Here is a 15,798-nt window from a genome sequence, read left to right as displayed (position 1 = left end):
ATGAAACTCCTCGTCCCCGTCAAGCGGGTCGTCGACTACAATGTGAAGATCCGCGTGAAGGCGGATGGCAGCGGCGTCGAGACCGCCAACGTGAAGATGAGCATGAATCCCTTCGACGAGATCGCCGTCGAAGAGGCGATTCGTTTGAAAGAGGCCGGCACGGCGACCGAGATCGTCGTGGTGTCGGTCGGCCCGGCCCAGGCCCAGGAAACGCTGCGCACCGCACTCGCCATGGGGGCCGACCGCGCCATCCTGGTGCAGACCGATGGGACGACCGAACCGCTGGCGGTCGCCAAGGTGTTGAAGGCGCTGGTGGAGAAGGAGGCGCCGGGGATGGTGATCCTCGGCAAGCAGGCGATCGACGACGATTGCAACCAGACCGGCCAGATGCTGGCGGCGCTGCTCGGCTGGGGCCAGGGCACCTTCGCCTCGAAGATCGTCGCCGGTGACGGCACGGTCGCGGTGACGCGCGAGATCGACGGCGGGCTGGAGGTCGTGTCGCTCACGCTGCCGGCGGTGGTCACCGCCGATCTGCGGCTGAACGAACCGCGCTATGCCTCGCTGCCCAACATCATGAAGGCGAAGAAGAAGCCGCTGGAGACGGTCACGCCTGACGCGCTCGGCGTCGACGTCAAGCCGCGGCTGACGACCTTGAAGGTGGTCGAGCCGCCCAAGCGCAAGGCCGGCGTCAAGGTGGCCGATGTCGCCGCGCTGGTCGACAAGCTGAAGACCGAAGCGCGCGTGATCTGAGGGGAGTGGCCGTCCCGTTTGCCCCCTCCCCATCCCTCCCCCGCTCCCGCGGGAGAGGGGGTAGGACGCTTGCCGGCGTGAATTGCTCGCGCAGCGGCGGCAGTCCCCTCTCCCGTGAAACGGGGGAGGGTTAGGGAGGGGGCATCCGCAGCCGACACTCAACCGCTCCGTTACCAAAGGACCAACCCCCATGCCCATCCTGATCCTCGCCGACCACGACAACGCGACCCTCAAGCCCGCCACCGCCCATGCGGTGACCGCAGCCGCCAAGCTTGGTTCCGACATCCATGTCCTGGTCGCCGGCCGCAACGCCGCGTCCGCCGCCGACGCAGCCTCCAGGCTGGACGGTGTCGCCAAGGTGCTGGTCGCCGACGATGCCGCCTATGAGCACGCCCTTGCCGAACCGCTGGCGGCGCTGCTGGTGTCGCTCGCCCCCGGCTACGGCCATATCCTCGCCGCCGCCACTTCGACGGGCAAGAACGTGCTGCCGCGGGTCGCGGCGCTGCTCGACGTGGCGATGATCTCCGACATCACCGCGGTGGTCTCGGTCGACAGCTTCGAGCGGCCGATCTATGCCGGCAACGCCATCGCCACCGTGCAGTCCGCCGACCCGGTGAAGATCCTCACCGTCCGCACCACCGCCTTCGAGGCGGCAGGCTCCGGCGGAAGCGCCCCGGTGGAGCCGGTCGCCGCCGTGGCCGATCCCGGCCTGTCGGGCTTCGTCTCGGCCGAGCTGTCGAAGTCGGAGCGGCCGGAGCTGACCAGCGCGCGCATCGTCGTGTCGGGCGGGCGCGGCATGCAGTCGGGCGATAATTTCCCAATGCTGGAGGCGCTGGCCGACAGGCTGGGCGCCGCCGTGGGTGCAAGCCGTGCCGCCGTCGATGCCGGCTTCGTGCCGAACGACTATCAGGTCGGCCAGACCGGCAAGATCGTGGCGCCGGACCTCTACATCGCCGTCGGCATCTCCGGCGCGATCCAGCATCTGGCCGGCATGAAGGACAGCAAGGTCATCGTCGCCATCAACAAGGACGAGGAGGCGCCGATCTTCCAGGTCGCCGATTACGGCCTCGTCGCCGACCTGTTCAAGGCCGTGCCGGAGCTGCAACAGGCGCTCTGATCAAGCAGCCCTGAGCATTATGGGTTCCAACCGGGTTCCGGCCGATGCGCTCACCGCGGCATGCGGCTCTGCGGGGTCTGGTAGACCTCGCTGAAATGGGTGCGGAACAAGCGCATGGCCGGCGTCAGTTCGACCCCCTGGCGCCAGGCCAGCCCGACATCCATGGCCGGTACGCGCTCGCGCATGATGATCGTCTCGATGCGTTTCCCTTCGAGTGACCATGGCCGGTACACCATGTCGGACAGGATGGTCACCCCCTGGCCGTTGGCCACGGTGGAACGCACCGCCTCGATCGATGAGGTGCGCAGCCGGACATTGGGGCGGAAGGGCGAGGCGCTCCAGTAGCGTGTCGTCCAATGGGCGGCTTCGTCCACGGTCAGCATGATGTAGGGGTGCTCCGCCACGTCCTGCAATCCCACCGAATCGAGCTCAAGCAGCCGATGCCCGGCCGGGACCCACAGCCGCCGCTGGCTCCCGGTCAGCGTTTCGGTCGTCAATTCCGGATTGCTGATGTTGGAGGTCAGGACCACCGCCATGTCCAGCCGGCCGGTGATCAGATTGTCCTCGATCATCTCACGCGTCAGTTCATGGATATGGAGGCGCAGATTTGGATAGCGCCGCTCCAACCGCTCCAGATGCTGCGGCAGGAAATATCCCAGCACCGTATAGCTGGCACCGATCGTCAGGCTGCCGGCGATCTCCGCCGCGGTGTCGGCAGGATGCAGGGCCTCCTCCACGCTCGCCATGATGCGATGGCTTGCCGCCAGGAAGCGGCGGCCGGTGTCGGTCAGTTCCATCCCCTGTGCGGTGCGGACGAACAGACGCCCGCCCACCTCCGCTTCAAGCTCCTTGATCGCCGAGGTGATCGCCGATTGCGAAATCGACAGCTCGCGCGCGGCACGCGACACCTGTCCCAGATTGGCGGTGGCGATGAAATATTTCACATGGCGGAAATTCAGCATCTCGCCCCCCGGATTTTGGCGTGCTCATTTATCGGAATATCAGAATATGCCTAATTCATAGACACAAAGTTCCTGGCAAAGACCCGCTGAAATTGGCTTTTCTGCCTGATTTCGAGGCGGATTTTCCCATCTGAAAAATCGATAAAGCAATCTAAAAAATTAAAAATTGCAAAGCAACGCAAACAACATACGCTCATATGGCAAGGCAGCCATTCTTGAAACTCAACTCGGGGCAAGTCCGGCCCACAAGCAAGCAAGGGAGTAAGGCGTTGGCTCGCACAATGGTCGATCTCAACTGTGACCTCGGCGAGGGGTACGGCCAATGGACTCTCGGCGAGGCCACCGACGACGCGCTGATGGATCTCATCAGCTCGGCCAATGTCGCCACCGGCTTCCATGCAGGCGATCCGAACCTGATGGATCGCGTGGTGCGTCTGGGCGTCGAACGTGGCGTGGCGCTCGGTGCCCACCCAGGATACCGCGATCTCCAGGGCTTCGGCCGCCGCGTCATCCAGGCCAAGCCCGACGAGCTGGTGAACGACATCCTCTATCAGGTCGGCGCGCTGCGCGAATTCACCCGCCGGCACGGAACCCGCCTGCAGCACGTCAAACCGCACGGCGCCCTCTACATGGAGGCCGCGAAGGACGAGACCCTGTCGCGCCTGATGGTCGACGCGCTGCTGAAATCCAGCCCGGATACGCTGCTGTTCTGCATGGAGGTGTCGAAGACCTGCGCGGTCGCCCGGGCCGCCGGCCTGCCGGTGATCCGTGAATTCTACGCCGACCGCGATTATGACCGCAGCGGCTCGATCGTCTTCGCCCGCCGCATGCGCCCGCTCGATCCGGCGGAGGTCGCCGACAAGTGCGTCCGTGCCTGCCGCGACGGCAAGGTCCGCACGGTCGACGGCGACGACATCGACATCGCCTTCGACTCGATCTGCTTCCATTCCGACACGCCGGGGGCTCTGGCGATCGGCACCGCCTTGCGCAGCGCCCTGCTGAAGGACGGCATCCGCATCGTCGCGGCCGCCGATCTGGCCGCCCACTCCACCTGATCGCCGCAGCCCCGGACAGACACACCCGGAACCTCCGGCCTTCCTCCTCCCGCCCCCGAAGGCCCGCTCAAGAAGGATTGTTTCGATGCCCGAGATCCGCTCTCCCTTGCCCGGCTCCTTCTACCGGCGCCCCGCGCCAGACCAGCCGCCCTTCAAGGAGGTCGGCGACCGGGTGGAGCCGGGCGACGTCATCGGCCTGGTCGAGGTCATGAAGAGCTTCAACGAGATCAGGGCCGACGTCGCCGGCACCATCTTGAGTTTCGCGGTGGAGGACGAGGAGCCGGTGATGGCCGGTGCGGTCCTCGTCGAACTGGAAGGCTGAGACGATGACGATCCGTCGCCTGTTCATCGCCAACCGCGGCGAGATCGCGGTGCGGATCATCCGCGCCGCCAGAAGCCTGGGGATCGAAACGGTCCAGGCCTATTCCGAAGCCGACCGCGACATGCTGGCGGTCCGGCTTGCCGATGGAGCGGTCTGCGTCGGCCGTCCGGCCGCCCGCCACTCCTACCTCAACGCCGCCGGGCTGGTCGCCGCGGCGCGGGAAGCCGGCTGCGACGCCATCCATCCCGGCTATGGTTTCCTGGCCGAGAACGCCGAGTTCGCCGAGATGGTGGAAGCGTTCGGGCTGGTCTTCGTCGGGCCGAAGGCAGACACCATCCGCCGCATGGGCGACAAGGCCGCCGCCCGCACCGCCGCCATCGCAGCCGGCGTGCCGGTGGTGCCCGGCTCGCAGGGGCGTGTCGCCGATGTCGAGGCGGCGCTCGCCGCCGCGGAGGACATCGGCTATCCGGTGATGATCAAGGCGGCGGCCGGCGGCGGCGGGCGCGGCATCCGCATCGCCGAGACGCCGGACGAGCTGCGCCGCCTCGCCCCGCAGGCGCAGTCGGAGGCCCAGGCCGCCTTCGGCGACGGCGGGCTCTATCTGGAGCGGATCATCGACAATGCCCGCCACATCGAGGTGCAGATCCTCGGCGACGGCACGCGGGCGGTGCATTGCTTCGAGCGCGAATGCTCGCTCCAGCGCCGTCGCCAGAAGGTGTGGGAGGAGGCGCCGGCCGCCTGCCTCGACGAGGCCACCCGGGCGCGGCTGTGCGCCTCGGCCGTCGATCTGGCCGAAAGCGTCGGCTACCGCGGCGCCGGCACGCTGGAATATCTCTATGACGAGACGACCGGCGCCTTCTACTTCATCGAGATGAACACCCGCATCCAGGTCGAGCATCCGGTGACGGAGATGATCACCGGCATCGATCTGGTGGCGGCGATGATCCGCATCGCCGGCGGCGAGCCGCTGCCCGTCACCCAGGATCGGGTGATGCGGACCGGCCACGCCATCGAAGTGCGCATCAATGCCGAGGATCCGGCAGCCGGCTTCATGCCCGATCCCGGCACCATCGAAAGGCTGGCCGTGCCGCAGGACCCGGCGGTGCGCTTCGACGGCATGATCTACGAGGGCTACACGGTTCCACCCTTCTACGATTCGCTGCTCGGCAAGCTGATCGTCCATGGCGCGACCCGTGCCGAGGCCATCGACCGCCTCGCCGCGGCGCTGGAAGGCTTCGCCGTCACCGGCGTCAAGACCACCATCCCGCTGCACAAGGCGCTTGCCGCCGATCCGGATGTCCGGGCGGGCAAGGCGCACACCCGGTTCCTGGAAGGCTGGCTGGCCGGGAACCCCGCATTCACTCCCCCGAAGGCCGCGCAATAGGAGCACCGGATGCAGACCCGCTATTCCTACGGTGGCGACGAGCACATCTTCGTCGAGATGGACGAGGAGATGTCGCTCGAAGCCTTCTTCAAGAGCATGTCGATCACCAATGCGGTCCGCGCCGCGCGGATCGAGGGAATCACCGAGATCTGCCCGGCCAACGGCAGCTTCCAGATCAAGTTCGATCCCGACCGCATCGCGCCCGATGCCCTGATGGGCGCGTTGCAAGCGCTCGAACAGGCGGCGGAGCAGGCTGACAAGCGGCTGGAGACCCGCATCATCGAAGTCCCGGTCTTCTACCGCGATCCCTGGACCACCGAGACGCTGAGGCGCTTCCGCGAGCGGCACCAGGATCCCCAGAGCACGGATCTGGACTATGCGGCGCGGATGAACGGCTACGACACGGTGGAGCAGTTCATCCACGCCCACCATGCCGCCCCCTGGTTCGTCTCGATGGTTGGGTTCGTCGCCGGCCTGCCCTTCCTCTACCAGCTGGTCGAACGGTCGCGGCAGATCCAGGTGCCGAAATACCTGCGCCCGCGCACCGACACGCCCAAGCACACCATCGGCCATGGCGGCTGCTTCGGCTGCGTCTATTCCGTGCGCGGGGCCGGCGGCTACCAGATGTTCGGCATCACGCCGATGCCGATCTACGACCCGACCCAGAAGGTCTCCTATCTGCGCGAGTTCATGGTGTTTTTCCGGCCGGGCGACATCGTGAAATGGAAGCCGATCGACCGCGAGGAGTACGACGCCATCACCGCCGACGTCGCGGCCAACCGCTATGAGCCGCGCATCCGCAAGGTCACCTTCGACCTCGACGGCTTCAACGCGGACATCGACGGCACCAACCAGCGGCTGATGGAGACCCTCCATGGCGTTTAAGGTTCTCAACCCCGGCCTGCTGACGACGGTCCAGGATCTCGGCCGGCCCGGCTATTTCCATCTCGGCATCCCGATGTCGGGGGCGATGGACCGCTACGCGCTGCGCGCCGCCAACCTGCTGGTCGGCAACCCCGAAGGCGCCGCCGCCCTGGAGGCGGTCTTCATGGGCCCGCAGCTCGAGTTCGAGGTGGACGCGACCGTCGCCGTCGCCGGCGCCGACCTGCCGGCACGGGTCGACGGCGAACCGCACCCGGCATGGACGGCCTTCCCGGTCCGCGCCGGACAGGTGCTGTCCTTCGACTATCTGAAGGGCGGCGCCCGCGCCTACATCGCGATCTCCGGCGGCATCGACACGCCGCCGGCACTGGGCAGTCGCTCCACCTACATCATCGGCGCGCTGGGCGGCTATCACGGCCGGGCGCTGGCGGCCGGCGATATGGTGCCGCTGGGGACGCCGCGCGCCGTCCAGCATGGGATGGAGGTGCCCGAGGCGCTGCGCCGCACGGTCGGCAAGAGCGCCGAGCTGCGCGTGCTGCCCGGCCTGTACTGGCGCCTCATCACCGAGGAGGCCGGGCGCAACTTCTTCGAGGACAGCTGGAAGGTGGCGCCGGAGGCCGACCGCATGGGCTACCGCTTCCGCGGCGGCCGCCCCTTCAGCTTCGAGCCACGCGACCAGCCCTTCGGCGCCGGCTCCAACCCCTCCAACATCGTCGACGCCTGCTATCCCTACGGGTCGATCCAGGTACCCGGCGGCACCGAACCGATCGTGCTGCATCGCGACGCCGTGTCGGGCGGCGGCTATTTCACGCTGGGCGCGGTGGTTTCCGCCGACATGGACCTGATCGGCCAGATGCAGCCCCACACCGGCGTCCGCTTCGTCAAGGTCGACATGGAACAGGCGCTGGCCGCCCGCGCCTGCGAGGCGCAGCGGCTCGCCCGCCTGCGCGAAGCCCTGGCCTGAGTTCTAGCGGAGGCGGCCCCCGTCCGCCGCCTCCCTCCGCCTTCCGAAAATCCGCATTCCTGAAAATCCGCACTGCCCAATCCCATGCCGTGGAGACCACCCGCATGAACGCCCTTGCTCGCGCTCTCGTCGCCGGTACCGTTCTTGGATGCAGCCTCGCCGCCACCCTGCCGGCCTCCGCCGCCGAGTGGTTTCCCTATCCGGCGGTGGAGGTGACGCCCGCCTTCTCCACCGATGGCAAGCCGAAGGACATCTCCTACAGCCCGCTGCCCAAGGCGGCCAAGGCGGCCAAGGCATGGGACATCTGCGTGTCCTTCCCGCACATGAAGGACGCCTACTGGCTGGGCGTCGATTACGGCGTGGTCGAAGAGGCCAGGCGGCTGGGCGTGAAGGCCAACATCGTCGAGGCCGGCGGCTACACCGAACTGAACAAGCAGATCAGCCAGATCGAGGATTGCGTCGCCCGCGGGGCCAACGCCGTGGTGATCGGCGCCATCTCCTTCGACGGGCTCAACAATCTGGTCGCCGAACTGGCGAAGAAGAACATCCCGGTGATCGACGTCATCAACGGCATCTCCTCGCCGGCACTGACCGCCAAGTCGCTGGTGTCCTTCCACACCATGGGCGCCGAGGCCGGCCGCTACCTCGCGGCCAAGCACCCGGCCGGCAGCCCGCCGGTGAAGGTCGGCTGGTTCCCCGGCCCGGCCGGTGCCGGCTGGGTCGAAGCCGCCAACAAGGGATTCCAGGAGGCGGTCGCCGGATCGGCGGTGCAGGTGCTGGAGCCGCGCTACGGCGACACCGGAAAGGAGGCGCAGCTGCGGCTGGTGGAGGACGTGCTGCAGGCCACGCCCGACGTCACATACATCGCCGGCACCGCCGTGACCGCCGAGGCGGCCCAGGGCCTGCTGCGCGAACGCGGGTTGACCGACAAGATCGGCCTGATCGCCTTCTACATGACCCCCGGAGTCTACCAGGGCATCAAGCGCGGCTTCATCCAGGCGGCCCCGGCCGATTCCATGGTCATCCAGGGCCGGATCGCGATCGACCAGGCGGTGCGCGCGCTGGAAAAGCGGGATCTGGTCCGCCATGTCGGCCCGAAGATCTTCGTCGTCGACAAGACCAACGTCGGCACCGTGCCCCGCGACAGCATCCTGCCGCCCGACAATTTCAGCCCGATCTTCGGCGTGAAGTGATCCCGCCCCCATCCCGTGCGGGCCGACCGACGGTCCGCGCGGGAGCCCCCATCCGGAGCGCGCCTATGCCCCCGCCAATGCTCCCGCCCGTCCTGATCCGGACGGTCGCCCTGACCAAGCGCTATCCCGGCGTCACCGCCCTCGACCGGATCGATTTCGACCTGCGTGCGGGCGAGGTGCATGTGCTGTTCGGGGAGAATGGTGCCGGCAAATCGACCCTGATCTCGCTGCTGGCCGGCGTGTCCCCCCCGACGGACGGCGAGATCCTGGTGCGCGGCAACCACGCCCGCTTCACCGGCGTCGCCGATGCCCGCGCCGCCGGCATCTCCGCCGTCTTCCAGGAGTTCTCGCTGGTTCCGACCCTGACGGTAGCGGAAAACCTGTTCCTCGGCGACGAGCCGCGCACCGGCCCCTTCCTCGACCGCAAGGCGATGCGACGCAAGGCCGCCGCGCTGTTCGCCGACCTCGACTTCGCCATCGACCCGAAGCGTCTGGTCGCCACAATGAGCCGTGCCGAGCAGCAGATGGTCGAGATCGCCAAGGCCCTGCACGGCGAGGTCGGCATCCTGATCCTCGACGAGCCGACGGCGTCGCTCACCGATCGCGAGGTCGACCATCTGTTCGCCGTCATCGCCCGCATGAAGGCGCGCGGCGTCGGGATCGTCTACATCTCGCACCGGATGCAGGAGTTCGCCCGCATCGCCGACCGCGTCACCGTCCTGCGCGACGGCCGACGGATCGGGACCGTGGCGATGGCCGACACCAGCGAGGCGGCCCTGCTGGAGATGATGGCCGGCCGCGCCATCGCCGAAGTGTATCCGTCGATCACCCGCAATCCCGGCCCCGCCCTGCTGAGGGTCGAGGGCCTGCATGCCTGGGGCGTCCACGGCATCGACCTGGAGGTTCGTCCCGGCGAGGTGCTGGGCGTGGCCGGGCTGGTCGGGTCCGGCAAGTCGCGCAGCTTCCGCGCACTGATGGGGCTGCTGCCGATCCATAGCGGACGGGTGACGCTGCATGGAGCCGACGTCACCGGGGCCGACACCGGCGACCTGATGCGGGCAGGCGCCTGCTATGTGCCGCCCGACCGCAAGAACGAGGGGCTTCAGTTGGCCTTCAGCACGCGCGAAAACCTCGCGCAGGGGGAGTTGGCCGGCGCCGAAAGCCGCTTCGGCCTGCTGCCCTGGCGGCGCATCCGCAGGCGCTGCGAGGCGACCGCCGAGCGGGTCGAGCTGCCGGTCTCCTACCGCGGCCGTGCCGTGGCCCAGCTGTCGGGCGGGAACCAGCAGAAGGCGCTGTTCGGCCGGGCGCTGGGCCGCGACTACGATCTCTACATCCTCGACGAACCGACCGTCGGCGTCGACATGGGCGCGCGCGCCGCCATCTACCGGCTGATCCGCGAGCTGGCGGAGGCCGGCAAGGCGGTGGTGGTGATCTCCTCCGATCTGCCGGAGGTCATGAACCTCGCCCATCGCCTGCTGGTCTTCGCCCATGGCCGCATCGCCGCCGAGCTGGAAGGCGACGCCATCACCGAGGCGGCCATCCTCGCCCATTTCTTCGATCCGGTTCCTTCCGCCTCCACTCCCGCCTTCACCCTCGACGAAGCGAGACTGCCCGCATGAGCGCCACCTCCTCCGCCGCTCCCCCATCCTCCAACACAGCGCCGGTCACCACCACCGTCCGGCTGCGGACGGCAGGACGGGCGCTGTTCATCCGCCTGGGCGTGCTGCCCTTCTTCCTGGCAGCGGCGCTGATCGTCTTCGGGCTGGCGTCCGACCGCTTCCTGACCGCGGACAACCTGATCAATGTCGCCCGGCAGTCGGTCTATCTGGTGCTGGTGTCGATGGGCCAGATGATGGTGCTGATCACCGGCGGATTCGATCTGGCGGTCGGGGCGACCGTCGCCCTCACGTCCGTCGTGTCGGCGCTGGTGATGGCGGGGCTCGGCACGGCCTTTCCCGACATGCCGGTCCTGGCGATCGCCTGCGGCGCACTGGCCGGCTTCGCGGTCGCCGGGCTGGTCGGGCTGGTGAACGGCACCGGCGTCGCCGTCTTCGGCGTGTCCCCCTTCATCATGACGCTGGGCGTCAGTTCGGTGGCGGCCGGCGGCTCGCTGTTCCTGACCGGCGGCGTCCCGGTGTCCGGCCTGCCGCCGCAATTCGCCGACATGTTCGGCTTCGGCCGTTGGCTCGGCATTCCGGTGCCGGTCATGGTCGCCGCGGTTGCGATCGCCGCCGCCTGGATCGTCATGACGCGCACCCGGACCGGCGCCCATCTCTATGCCGTGGGCGGCAACATCAAGGCCGCCAAGCTGTCGGCGATCAACACCCGGCGCACCCTGGTCGTCGCCTATGTCCTGTGCGCCCTGATCGCGGCGCTGACCGGGCTGCTGCTGACCGCCCGCGTGGAATCGGGGGAAGCCAACCTGGGCGGAACCATTGCGCTGGAATCCATCGCCGCATGCGTGATCGCCGGCGTGTCCCTGCGCGGCGGCATCGGCCGGGTGGAAACCGTGGTTCTGGGCGCCTTCTTCATCGTGCTGGTGCAGAATGGGATGAATCTGGCGCAGATCGGCTCCTATCTGCAGATGGTCCTGCTCGGGGGCCTGCTGATCCTCGCGGTGATCTTCGACCAGCTCCGCTATCGCATGATGATGGGCGCATGATGATGGATGCCGGGGCCCCGGACGGCGCCGGTCAGGCGAGCCCCAGCAGGAGTCTGGCATTGCCGCCCAGGATCAGCGCGCACTCCTCGTCCGGCAGGTCGGAGGCCAGGATTTCGGTCAACGGAAAGGGCGAACTGAACAGCTTGGGCGACGAATAGAAATCGGTGCCCAGCAGCAGACGGTGCGCCCCGGCGCTCCGGACGAAGGTCTCGATCATGTGCGACACCGGAACCATCACCCCGGTATCGAAGACGATGTTGGGGTGCCTGCGCGCGATGTGCGGCATCCAGTGGGCGAAGTCGGGCGAGGAGAAGGCGTCCAGCGCCACGAAGCGGACATCCGGAAAACGCTCCGCCAGCACCTCCAGCTTCCAGGGCGATTCCAGCTTGGAGTCGCCGATGATGTGGATGAAGGCCGGCACGCCATGGTGCCGCACCCGCTCCAGCAGGGCGTCCATCCGCGGATGGTCGATGGCGCAGCCCTGGAAGCGATGGTGCCAGACGATGCCCTTCATCTGCAGCACCTCGACGCAGCGGTCGATCTCGTCCAGCGCCGCGTCCCCCTCCAGCGGCGAGACGGTGCCGAGCGCCGCCGGGAACCGGGCGCTCCAGCGGTCGCGGTACTCCGCCACCCTGTCGTTCACCCGGCGGGTGTCGGCGATGCCGTCGGGCGCCTGGTAGCCGTTGGACGGCATCAGCAAAGCCTGGGCGATGCCGTGGCGGTCCATGAAGGCGATCCGCTTGTCGGCGTCGGCCACCATGTCACCGGCGCACTGCGGCCCCTTGCCGACGATGTCGAGCGAGCCGACATGGTGGTGCAGATCGAAGACGTCGAAGGATTGGGCGTTACGCATCGGATTTTCTCCAGAATTCGCTGTAGTCGGGAGGCCGTCTGTCGCGGAAGGCGCCAAGCCCCTCCGCCCATTCCCCGGCAGGCACCTCGGCCAGCATGCCGCGCACCTCGGCCCAGTCGAGCGGCGCGGTGCGGCGCACCGCCCGCTTGACCGCGGCGACGGCACCGGGCGGCGCCCCGTCGGTGATGGCGCGGGCAAGCTCCACCGCACGGTCCACCAGTTCGGCCGCCGGCACGACGCGCGACACGAGACCCAGCGCCGCGGCCTCCGCCGCGCCGATCCGGCGGCGGGTCAGGATCAGGTCCAGCGCGTGGCGGGGACCGGCGATCTGCACCAGCCGGGCGAGCCCGGTGTTGGGCACCACCCCAAGCCCCAGTTCCGGCAGGGCGAAGATCGCATCCTCCGCCGCGACGGCGAGGTCGCAGCACAGCATCAGCTCGAACCCGCCGCCCAGCGCCCGGCCATGGACCGCCGCGACGGTCGGGCGCTGATGGCTGTCCAGCCGTTCGAACAGGTCCATCGGCGTCGGGCCGGACGGCTGAGGCGTCATCCATCCGGCCTGCAGCAGGTCGCCGATGTCGGCCCCGGCGCAGAAGGATGGCCCGTCCCCGGCTATGACCAGGGCGCTGGCCTGCCGGGCTTCCGGCCGGTCGAGGGTGTCGAGCAGCGCCGCCACCAGATCGCCGGCCAGCGCGTTGTGACGGTCGGGCTTCGACAGGGTGACCAGCCCGACCGTCCCGCGCCGTTCGAAACGGACGGCCATCTCAGGGCGCCGGATAGGCGAGCTTGCCGCCGGCCTTGGCGGCGGGATAGACCACCTCCTCGCCCTCCTTGCGGTGCTGGACGATGACCATCGTCTCGTCGGACAGCAACTGGTGCAGGCCGCCGCCCTCTGACGCGCGGTAACCGATCTTGCCGTACGGAGTGTCGAAGGTCGCGGTCGACAGCACCTTGCGCACCTTGTCCTGATCGAGGCTGCCGGCCGTCCTGATCGCGTCCGCCAGCGTCATCATGCCGGCATAGCCCTGGGGGAAGACCGGGGCGATGGCCTGTCCCTTCGCCTCAACCTTGCGGATCAGTTCGGCGGCGGCCGGGGTGCGGTCGGCGGTGGACCATTCGGTGATCATGGTCAGCCCCTCGCTCATGTCGCCGTAATCGGCGCGGCGGTCCCCGGCCGACACCACCATGGTCAGCTTCGGCTTGATGCCCAGGCTCTTCATCTGGCGGACGAGCTGGAGATTGTCGCCCGAATAGCCGACCGAGAAGAAGGCGTCCGGGTTCAGCGACTTGACGCGGGAAAGGACCGGCGAGAAATCGGGCGAGCCGGACTTGAACGGCTCCTTCATCACCAGCTTCATCCCGGCCTTGGAGAAATACTCCTCGGCGTATTTCGCCGCATCGGCGCCGTAGAGCCCGTCCTCATAGGCCAGCGCCACCGTGTTCACCTTCGGCTCGATGGAGGCGAGGAAGCGCGAGGCGGCCTTCTGGCGGTGATAGTCCCAGATGTAGATGTGATAGTACCAGTCCTCCTTGCCGAAGCTGGTCTCCAGCCGGACCGAGGAGGAGCCGGTGTGGATGAACAGTGGCTTGTAGCGCTTCACGCTGGACAGCAGGGCGAAATCGGCCGTGCTGCCGTAGCCGCCGACGAAGGCGTAGACCTTGTCCTCGGTCACCATCTTGGCGGCGATGGTAGCGGCGGTGTTCGGCTCGCTCTTGGTGTCCTCGATCAGCAGTTCGACCGGCCGGCCCAGCAAGCCGCCGCCGGCGTTGATCTCCTCGGCGGCGAACTTCACGCCGGACAGGATCGTCTGGCCGCCGACCGCCAGCACGCCGGTCAACGGCAGCGGGACGCCGATTCTGATCGGCCCGGCCGTCTGGGCCGGTGCCTGGGCAACCGCCTGCGGCACCCACAGGGCGGCCATGGCGAGCGCTGCGGCACCCGCCGCGAGCGTCTTCAGAATGGGCATGGTTTCCTCCTGGTTCTTATGGTTGTTCAGCGCGTTCGTCCGGCCTGCTCAGCCGGACTGCTCAGCCGGCGGCGGCGCGCTCGAAGAAGGGAAAGCGCCGTCCGCCGATCTGCGGGAAGACGACGGTGACCGCGTCGCCCGAGCGCACCTCGACGGGTGCCGGGCCTTCCGACCCGCTGTCCGACCGGCCGACAAGCCGGCTCAGCATGCGGGGGCCCTCGGCCAGATCGACCAGCACCACGGTATAGGGAAGCTGTCCCTCCCACTCCGCCCCCTGGAAGGCGACGGCGACATGGGTGAAGGAGAAGACCGTTCCCCTGCCCGACAGCCGCTGCCAGCCGAGCGCGGTGCCGCTGCAGCGCGGGCAATGGCGGCGCGGGTAGTAGAAGAGGTGCCCGCAGCTTCCGCATTTGGGAAACAGCAGCTCCTGCCGGTCGCAGCCGGCCCAGAAGGGGGCGCTGGCCTCGGTCGGCTCGGGCGGGGTGGCGAACAGGTCGAGCATCAGTTTCGCTCCAGGATCATGGCGCCGCAGACGGAGAAGATGCCGCCGTTCCCGCTGACCAGGGCGCGGCGGGCACCCTCGACCTGCCGGCGCCCGGCCTCGCCGCGCAGCTGGCGCACCGCCTCGGTGATGTGGAGCATGCCGCCGATGTGGGCCTGCGACAGCAGCCCGCCATGGGGGTTCAGCGGCCAGCGCCCGCCGAGATCCATGGCGCCGGACCGGACCAGCGCCCCGGCCTCTCCCGGACGGGCGAAGCCCAGCGCCTCCAGCGACACCAGCACCGAGATGGTGAAGGCGTCGTGCAGGTTGGCGACCTGGATGTCCTCCGGGCCGATGCCGGCGGCCTCATAGGCGTCGGCTCCGGCCGCCGCCATGCCCAGCTGCGGGATGTCGGGCATCAGGGCGACCGAATTGTGCGTGGTCTTCATGCCGATGGCGCGGATGTTGACCGACCGCGACCGGCCCTGAGGAGCACGCCCGGCCCGCGTCAGCACCAGCGCCCCGCCGCCGTCCGACACCAGCGAGCAGTCGAGCAGGCGCAGGGGGCTGCTGATCGTCCGGCTGGCCCGGTAATCCTCCAGCGTGATCGGCTTCCTCATCTGCGCGTTGTCGTTCAGCAGCGCGTGACGGCGCGTCACCAGGGCGACGGCGGCGAGATCCTCGTCGCCCGCGCCATGGAGGTCGAGATAGCGCTGGGCGAGCAGGGCATAGGGGATGACCATGCCGTGGACGCCGAACGGTTCCTCCCACTCCTCGCCGCCCAGCAGGTTGCGCATGTGCAGCCCCTGGGCGCCGGCCGGCCGGCCGGTCAGCGCATTCTCGCCATAGACGCAGGCGACGACCTCGCAATAGCCGCTTTCGACCGCCCAGACCGCCTGTTGCAGCATGGTCATGCCGGTGACGGTGCCGCCGACATCGACGGTGCAGGCGAAGCGCGGCGCCACCCCCAGATATTCCGCCAGCGTCGAGGAGAACATGCTGTTCGGCGTCGCGTAGGGATCGAGGTTGATCAGCCCGTCGAGGTCGGACAGGGCGAATCCGGCATCGCGAAGGGCGGCGAGGACCGCCATCGCCTGGATTTCGACCGATGACAGTCCGGGCAGGCGGCCGACCGGGGTCTCGCCGATGCCCGTGATGACGACGTCGGAACCGACGGTCGGCATTGGGTGTCCTCCGAACGTGATG

16 protein-coding genes are annotated in these 15,798 nt (G+C 68.4%); 10 read left to right on the top strand and 6 right to left on the bottom strand.

From position 1 onward, the window contains the following. A complete protein-coding gene (locus AL072_RS22040; protein WP_045584329.1) occupies window positions 1-750 on the top strand; it encodes an electron transfer flavoprotein subunit beta/FixA family protein in 750 nt (249 codons plus the stop codon). A gap of 190 nt (window positions 751-940) precedes the next feature. After that, window positions 941-1,867: an electron transfer flavoprotein subunit alpha/FixB family protein gene (locus AL072_RS22035; RefSeq protein WP_045584328.1), complete on the top strand. Its 927-nt coding sequence runs from the start codon at window positions 941-943 to the stop codon at window positions 1,865-1,867. 50 nt (window positions 1,868-1,917) lie between these two features. Here AL072_RS22035 and AL072_RS22030 read toward each other — a convergent pair whose 3' ends face one another. Then, on the bottom strand, window positions 1,918-2,829 hold the full coding sequence (locus AL072_RS22030) for a LysR family transcriptional regulator (protein ID WP_045584327.1): 912 nt from the start codon (window positions 2,827-2,829) through the stop codon (window positions 1,918-1,920). A 269-nt stretch (window positions 2,830-3,098) separates the two neighbouring features. Here AL072_RS22030 and AL072_RS22025 point away from each other — a divergent pair, with 269 nt between their 5' ends. The 8 genes from AL072_RS22025 to AL072_RS21990 all read left to right on the top strand — a co-directional run bounded on the left by AL072_RS22025 (window position 3,099) and on the right by AL072_RS21990 (window position 11,291). Further along, window positions 3,099-3,884, top strand: coding sequence for a 5-oxoprolinase subunit PxpA (locus AL072_RS22025; RefSeq protein WP_045584326.1), 786 nt, complete (start codon window positions 3,099-3,101; stop codon window positions 3,882-3,884). Window positions 3,885-3,969: 85 nt separating this feature from the next. Then, complete coding sequence (locus AL072_RS22020) at window positions 3,970-4,206, top strand: acetyl-CoA carboxylase (protein ID WP_045584325.1); 237 nt, start codon at window positions 3,970-3,972, stop codon at window positions 4,204-4,206. A 4-nt stretch (window positions 4,207-4,210) separates the two neighbouring features. After that, complete coding sequence (locus tag AL072_RS22015; RefSeq protein WP_045584324.1) at window positions 4,211-5,590, top strand: acetyl-CoA carboxylase biotin carboxylase subunit; 1,380 nt, start codon at window positions 4,211-4,213, stop codon at window positions 5,588-5,590. Window positions 5,591-5,599: 9 nt separating this feature from the next. After that, complete coding sequence (locus tag AL072_RS22010) at window positions 5,600-6,475, top strand: 5-oxoprolinase subunit B family protein (protein WP_045584323.1); 876 nt, start codon at window positions 5,600-5,602, stop codon at window positions 6,473-6,475. Beyond that, complete coding sequence (locus AL072_RS22005) at window positions 6,465-7,436, top strand: 5-oxoprolinase subunit C family protein (RefSeq protein WP_045584322.1); 972 nt, start codon at window positions 6,465-6,467, stop codon at window positions 7,434-7,436. The genes AL072_RS22010 and AL072_RS22005 overlap by 11 nt, the downstream gene beginning before the upstream one ends. Window positions 7,437-7,540: 104 nt before the next feature. Next, window positions 7,541-8,629: a TMAO reductase system periplasmic protein TorT gene (torT, locus tag AL072_RS22000; RefSeq protein WP_045584321.1), complete on the top strand. Its 1,089-nt coding sequence runs from the start codon at window positions 7,541-7,543 to the stop codon at window positions 8,627-8,629. A 65-nt stretch (window positions 8,630-8,694) separates the two neighbouring features. Continuing rightward, window positions 8,695-10,248 carry a sugar ABC transporter ATP-binding protein gene (locus tag AL072_RS21995; RefSeq protein WP_245636918.1) on the top strand — a complete coding sequence of 518 codons (1,554 nt, stop codon included), beginning with the start codon at window positions 8,695-8,697 and terminating at the stop codon, window positions 10,246-10,248. After that, entirely contained in the window at window positions 10,245-11,291 is a 1,047-nt protein-coding gene (locus AL072_RS21990) for an ABC transporter permease (RefSeq protein WP_082109199.1), read from the top strand. The genes AL072_RS21995 and AL072_RS21990 overlap by 4 nt, the downstream gene beginning before the upstream one ends. A gap of 31 nt (window positions 11,292-11,322) precedes the next feature. Here the strand turns inward: AL072_RS21990 and AL072_RS21985 are convergent, their stop codons facing one another. From AL072_RS21985 to AL072_RS21965, 5 genes are all read right to left on the bottom strand, one after another. Then, complete coding sequence (locus tag AL072_RS21985; protein WP_045584319.1) at window positions 11,323-12,144, bottom strand: amidohydrolase family protein; 822 nt, start codon at window positions 12,142-12,144, stop codon at window positions 11,323-11,325. Further along, window positions 12,137-12,907, bottom strand: a complete 771-nt coding sequence (locus tag AL072_RS21980; RefSeq protein WP_045584318.1) for an enoyl-CoA hydratase/isomerase family protein — start codon at window positions 12,905-12,907, stop codon at window positions 12,137-12,139. Before AL072_RS21980 ends, AL072_RS21985 begins: the two co-directional genes overlap by 8 nt. A 1-nt stretch (window position 12,908) precedes the next feature. Further along, window positions 12,909-14,111 (bottom strand): amino acid ABC transporter substrate-binding protein, encoded by a 1,203-nt coding sequence (locus tag AL072_RS21975; RefSeq protein ID WP_045584317.1) that lies wholly within the window; start codon window positions 14,109-14,111, stop codon window positions 12,909-12,911. Between the two features lie 61 nt (window positions 14,112-14,172). Beyond that, a complete protein-coding gene (locus AL072_RS21970; protein ID WP_045584316.1) occupies window positions 14,173-14,613 on the bottom strand; it encodes a Zn-ribbon domain-containing OB-fold protein in 441 nt (146 codons plus the stop codon). Then, the gene (locus AL072_RS21965; protein ID WP_045584315.1) at window positions 14,613-15,776 is read right to left on the bottom strand and encodes a thiolase family protein; all 1,164 of its coding nucleotides are present in this window, start codon (window positions 15,774-15,776) and stop codon (window positions 14,613-14,615) included. The genes AL072_RS21970 and AL072_RS21965 overlap by 1 nt, the downstream gene beginning before the upstream one ends. Window positions 15,777-15,798: the final 22 nt, after the last annotated feature.

Source organism: Azospirillum thiophilum (assembly GCF_001305595.1).
GTDB lineage: Bacteria > Pseudomonadota > Alphaproteobacteria > Azospirillales > Azospirillaceae > Azospirillum > Azospirillum thiophilum.
The sequence above is the reverse complement of the archived record's forward strand: the minus strand, read 5'-3'. Positions and strand labels throughout refer to the sequence as shown.

Excerpts from the sequence above, each read along its gene's own strand:
- AL072_RS22040 (WP_045584329.1), top strand. The coding sequence starts at position 1 with ATGAAACTCCTCGTCCCCGTCAAGCGGGTCGTCGACTACAATGTGAAG.
- AL072_RS22035 (WP_045584328.1), top strand. The coding sequence starts at position 941 with ATGCCCATCCTGATCCTCGCCGACCACGACAACGCGACCCTCAAGCCC.
- AL072_RS22030 (WP_045584327.1), bottom strand. The coding sequence starts at position 2,829 with ATGCTGAATTTCCGCCATGTGAAATATTTCATCGCCACCGCCAATCTG.
- AL072_RS22020 (WP_045584325.1), top strand. The coding sequence starts at position 3,970 with ATGCCCGAGATCCGCTCTCCCTTGCCCGGCTCCTTCTACCGGCGCCCC.
- AL072_RS22015 (WP_045584324.1), top strand. The coding sequence starts at position 4,211 with ATGACGATCCGTCGCCTGTTCATCGCCAACCGCGGCGAGATCGCGGTG.
- AL072_RS22010 (WP_045584323.1), top strand. The coding sequence starts at position 5,600 with ATGCAGACCCGCTATTCCTACGGTGGCGACGAGCACATCTTCGTCGAG.
- AL072_RS22005 (WP_045584322.1), top strand. The coding sequence starts at position 6,465 with ATGGCGTTTAAGGTTCTCAACCCCGGCCTGCTGACGACGGTCCAGGAT.
- torT (WP_045584321.1), top strand. The coding sequence starts at position 7,541 with ATGAACGCCCTTGCTCGCGCTCTCGTCGCCGGTACCGTTCTTGGATGC.
- AL072_RS21995 (WP_245636918.1), top strand. The coding sequence starts at position 8,695 with ATGCCCCCGCCAATGCTCCCGCCCGTCCTGATCCGGACGGTCGCCCTG.
- AL072_RS21990 (WP_082109199.1), top strand. The coding sequence starts at position 10,245 with ATGAGCGCCACCTCCTCCGCCGCTCCCCCATCCTCCAACACAGCGCCG.
- AL072_RS21985 (WP_045584319.1), bottom strand. The coding sequence starts at position 12,144 with ATGCGTAACGCCCAATCCTTCGACGTCTTCGATCTGCACCACCATGTC.
- AL072_RS21980 (WP_045584318.1), bottom strand. The coding sequence starts at position 12,907 with ATGGCCGTCCGTTTCGAACGGCGCGGGACGGTCGGGCTGGTCACCCTG.
- AL072_RS21975 (WP_045584317.1), bottom strand. The coding sequence starts at position 14,111 with ATGCCCATTCTGAAGACGCTCGCGGCGGGTGCCGCAGCGCTCGCCATG.
- AL072_RS21970 (WP_045584316.1), bottom strand. The coding sequence starts at position 14,613 with ATGCTCGACCTGTTCGCCACCCCGCCCGAGCCGACCGAGGCCAGCGCC.
- AL072_RS21965 (WP_045584315.1), bottom strand. The coding sequence starts at position 15,776 with ATGCCGACCGTCGGTTCCGACGTCGTCATCACGGGCATCGGCGAGACC.